The organism is Nocardioides sp. (assembly GCF_024509035.1).
Lineage (GTDB): Bacteria > Actinomycetota > Actinomycetes > Propionibacteriales > Nocardioidaceae > Nocardioides.
Genome location: NZ_JANINT010000324.1, coordinates 334 through 938 on the forward strand (window position 1 = coordinate 334; position 605 = coordinate 938).

Consider the following 605-nt stretch of genomic DNA (forward strand, 5'->3'; position numbering starts at 1 on the left):
TCGACCGTGGCCGGTACACGCCGGACGCCTCGGCGACGACGGTCAGCATCGAGGCCGGCAGCACCTCCGGCTGGGCCGGCCTCGTGGACGTCGCGATCGGCATCGACGACTTCGGCGCGAGCGGCCCCGGGGGTGAGGTGATGGCCCGCCACGGGTTCACCACCGACGCGGTGCTCGCGCGGGTCCGCCAGCACCTCGACCGCGGGAACTGACGTGGGGCTCCTGGAGGCCGTCGTGTTCGACGTCGACGGCACGCTCGTGGACAGCGAGCGCGACGGCCACCGGCTCGCGTTCAACGCGGCGTTCGAGGAGGCCGGGCTGAGCGACCGCTGGGACGTGCCGACCTACGGTCGGCTGCTCCGGACCACCGGTGGCTCCGAGCGGCTCGCGGCCTGGTTCGAGGAGAAGGGCGCACCGGCCGCGCAGGCCCGCGATCTCGCGGCCCGGCTGCACCGGCGCAAGACCGAGATCATGTGCCAGCTGATCGAGGCCGGACACGTACCCGCCCGCCCCGGTGTCGAACAGCTTCTCGACGAGCTCGACGCCGACGGCGTCCAGGTGCACGTCGCCACGACGGGAACCCGAGCCTGGGTCGAGCCGCTGCT

Annotated in this window: 2 protein-coding genes; both read left to right on the forward strand. The window is 73.6% G+C overall.

Annotation, left to right across the window (positions count from 1 at the left end; all coding sequences use genetic code 11):
- A partial coding sequence (locus tag Q0L15_RS20250; protein ID WP_296606447.1) for a hypothetical protein occupies positions 1 to 212 on the forward strand: 212 nt, incomplete at its 5' end.
- Between the two features lies 1 nt (position 213).
- Positions 214 to 605: HAD family hydrolase (locus Q0L15_RS20255; protein ID WP_296606449.1), on the forward strand; the 392-nt coding region annotated here is incomplete at its 3' end.